The organism is Streptomyces graminilatus (assembly GCF_001418565.1).
Lineage (GTDB): Bacteria > Actinomycetota > Actinomycetes > Streptomycetales > Streptomycetaceae > Streptomyces > Streptomyces graminilatus.
Map to the genome: position 1 here is coordinate 1 of NZ_LIQQ01000360.1, position 3,307 is coordinate 3,307.

The following is a 3,307-nucleotide window of genomic DNA, read 5'->3' on the forward strand; positions in this document are numbered from 1 at the left end:
CCCACCCAGCGGAGCGCTACCGCTCGTAGAAGATCCGGTCCCCGTACTCCTTCAGAATGCGCGCGTTCCACTCATGGCCGCCGTCCACATTCCCGGAACGCAGCAGCGGAGGCTCGATGCCGCGTTCCGCCAGGATGCCCGCCGCCGTCGCCATGACCGACTGGAGCACGGCCGACGTGACGACCGTGGAGGCGGGCGCGAAGGGCGCCGGGATGGTGTCGACGGTGAGTTCGGCGTCGCCGGGGGCGATCTTCGAGTCCAGTACGACGTCGCAGTGGTCCTTGAGGAAGGTGCCCGAGGCGTTCCGGGGCGTCGTCTCCGTCGCGTACGCCACCGAGGTCACGCCGATGACCCGTACCCCGAGGGCACGCGCGTGCAGCGCCATTTCCACCGGGAGCGCGTTGCGGCCGGAGAGGGAGACGATCACGAGTACGTCCCCGGCGCGCAGCGGCGAGGTGTCCAGGACGGCCGTGGCCAGACCGTCGACGCGCTCCAGGGCGGAGCCCAGCGTGGCCGGCATGACGTCGACGCCGACGACACCCGGGACGGCCAGCAGGTTCATCAGGGCGAGGCCGCCCGCGCGGTAGACGAGGTCCTGCGCGGCGAGCGAGGAGTGCCCGGCGCCGAAGGCGAACAGGCGTCCCCCGGCCGCCACGGTGTCGGCGATGAGTGTGCCGGCGGCGGTCATGGCGTCCGCCTCCTCGTCGCGCACCCGCCGCAGCAGGCCGATCGCGGCGTCGAGGAACTGCCCGGCCAACTCGCTGTCGCTCATCCGTAAGCCCTTCGGGTCGGGAGAATCGGCGCAGCGGTCCGTGTCCGACGGTGACGGGCCGCGTCGCCCGATCACGGTGAGGTCTGGACCATTGCCCTGTCAACAGCGCCCGGTCTCGATGCGCCCGGTCTCGCAGCGCTCTGTCGACAGCGCGACCGGCCGTTCCCGGGCCCGCCGCCGTACCCTCGGTGAAACGTGCTGTCTACCCGACCGCGAGGATCCGTAACCGTGTGGTTCCCACGCGGCGGCACGGTTGTCAGTGGTATGCGTCAGAATTGAAGCCAGGGCCAGCGCACGCGCCGGAGCCGTCGAGCCTCCGGCACATCTCATCAAGGGGCACGAATGTCCGGACTGATCGATACGACGGAGATGTATCTCCGCACCATCCTTGAGCTGGAGGAGGAAGGTGTGGTCCCCATGCGCGCCCGGATCGCCGAGCGGCTGGACCAGAGTGGCCCGACGGTGAGTCAGACCGTGGCCCGGATGGAGCGCGACGGCCTGGTCGCGGTCGCCAGCGACCGGCACCTGGAACTGACGGACGAGGGCCGCCGGCTGGCAACCCGTGTCATGCGCAAGCACCGCCTCGCGGAGTGTCTGCTCGTCGATGTGATCGGCCTGGAGTGGGAGCAGGTCCACGCGGAGGCGTGCCGCTGGGAACACGTGATGAGCGAGGCCGTCGAGCGCCGCGTCCTCGAACTCCTGCGCCACCCCACCGAGTCGCCGTACGGCAACCCGATCCCGGGCCTGGAGGAGCTGGGCGAGAAGGACGGCGCGGACCCCTTCCTGGACGAGGGCATGGTCTCGCTGGCCGACCTCGACCCGGGTGTGGACGGCAAGACGGTCGTCGTACGGCGGATCGGTGAGCCCATCCAGACGGACGCGCAGCTCATGTACACGCTGCGCCGCGCGGGTGTGCAGCCCGGTTCGGTGGTGAGCGTGACGGAGGCGGCCGGCGGGGTGCTGGTCGGCAGCGGCGGCGAGGCGGCCGAGCTGGAGGCGGACGTGGCCTCGCACGTGTTCGTGGCGAAGCGCTGATCCGACGGGCGTCCGGTGCCGCACCGGTCGTCGCGCCGTCAACTCCTGTGACCGGCGGGGAACTTGCCGTGTCCTGGGATCGGCGCTGCTCCAGGGTGCCAATCCAGGATTCAGTGTGCGGAATCGCAGCGCCGGGCCGTTTCGCGTGCCACGCTGTCGCGTGAGGCATATGGCTTGGGGGCTCTTGGCCGGGTGCGGCGGCGCTGTCGCCGCCCGGCGGGGGGAGGGGGAGCGTGCGGATGTGCCGCGAACATGAAGAGGGCCCCGGCGCCGCTTGGCGCCGGGGCCTGTCCTCCCCTGTGCTGACCCGGAGCCCCGAGCTCCCAGGGTCATCCCCTACGGACCGTTTTCCCCGAGCGGTCCGCCTCCCGCAGAAGATCTCCCCTCGGCCACGCGGATCATTCCTTGAGCGGGGTCACTCGAACGAGGGGTGTTGCGGCCGGAGAACCCATTTTCGAATAGCTATTCGATAATCTGGGGTCCAGCGATCCACTGATCGACCGTTCGACCGTTCGACCGGTGGGATCGACGGACCGGTGGATCGGTGGCTGAAACTCGATAGCTAGGGGGGTGCCAGGAGCTGTGGCGCGGCGTATCGACGTGACCGGAGCGGGCGGTGTACGCCTTGCCGCCTGGGAGTTCGCCGACCCTCCGAAACCCGGCGAGGAGCAGGCCCCGCCGGCCGGAGTACCCGACCGGGCCCCCGGCGTGCTGTTACTGCACGGGCTCATGGGCCGTGCCTCGCACTGGGCGTCCGCCGCCCGCTGGCTGGGCGAGCGGCACCGGGCCGTCGCACTCGACCAGCGGGGCCACGGCCAGAGCGACCGGCCGCCCGGCGCCAGCTACACGCGCGAGGCGTACGTCGAGGACGCCGAGGCGGCGATCGAGCAGCTCGGCCTCGGGCCGGTCGTCCTCATCGGCCACGCGATGGGCGCCCTGACCGCCTGGCAGCTCGCCGCGAAACGCCCCGACCTGGTGCGGGGCCTGATCATCTGCGACATGCGGGCGTCGGCACTGGGCGCCGCGTCCCAGCGCGAGTGGGAGGACTGGTTCAAGACCTGGCCGGTCCCCTTCGCCACCCTCGCCGACGTACGCAAGTGGTTCGGCGAGGACGATCCCTGGGTGGAGCGGCCCAACCTCTCGCGCGGCGAGTTCTACGCCGAGGTGATGCAGGAGGCCCCGGACGGCTGGCGTCCCGTCTTCGAACCCGAGCAGATGCTCAAGTCCCGCGAGACCTGGGTGTACGACGCCCACTGGGAGGAGCTGACGCAGGTCCAGTGTCCCACCCTCGTCGTACGCGGCCTGGACGGCGAACTGGGCCGGGCGGAGGCGCAGGAGATGGTCCGCGTCCTGCCGAGGGGCGAGTACGCGGAGGTGCCCGACGTCGGCCACTTCGTCCACTACGACCAGCCGGACGCCTGGCGCACAGCGATCGAACCGTTCCTGGACGGCGTGTTGACGAGCCAGCGGTAGCGCTCCGCGGGGTTGCTCGGCGGGGTT

General features: G+C 71.0%; 3 protein-coding genes. 2 read left to right on the top strand and 1 reads right to left on the bottom strand.

The features are described 5' to 3' along the window. Positions 1 to 16: 16 nt before the first annotated feature. Positions 17 to 772, bottom strand: coding sequence for an SIS domain-containing protein (locus tag AOK08_RS28650; RefSeq protein WP_055531409.1), 756 nt, complete (start codon positions 770 to 772; stop codon positions 17 to 19). Positions 773 to 1,114: 342 nt separating this feature from the next. Here AOK08_RS28650 and AOK08_RS28655 point away from each other — a divergent pair, with 342 nt between their 5' ends. Both AOK08_RS28655 and AOK08_RS28660 read left to right on the top strand, forming a co-directional pair. Continuing rightward, positions 1,115 to 1,807 (top strand): iron-dependent transcriptional repressor DtxR, encoded by a 693-nt coding sequence (locus tag AOK08_RS28655; protein ID WP_055531411.1) that lies wholly within the window; start codon positions 1,115 to 1,117, stop codon positions 1,805 to 1,807. 582 nt (positions 1,808 to 2,389) lie between these two features. Further along, positions 2,390 to 3,280 (top strand): alpha/beta fold hydrolase, encoded by an 891-nt coding sequence (locus tag AOK08_RS28660; protein ID WP_055531413.1) that lies wholly within the window; start codon positions 2,390 to 2,392, stop codon positions 3,278 to 3,280. Positions 3,281 to 3,307: the final 27 nt, after the last annotated feature.

What these genes read in the sequence shown, in the direction of transcription:
- AOK08_RS28650 (WP_055531409.1), bottom strand. Translation starts at nt 772, where the DNA reads ATGAGCGACAGCGAGTTGGCCGGGCAGTTCCTCGACGCCGCGATCGGC.
- AOK08_RS28655 (WP_055531411.1), top strand. Translation starts at nt 1,115, where the DNA reads ATGTCCGGACTGATCGATACGACGGAGATGTATCTCCGCACCATCCTT.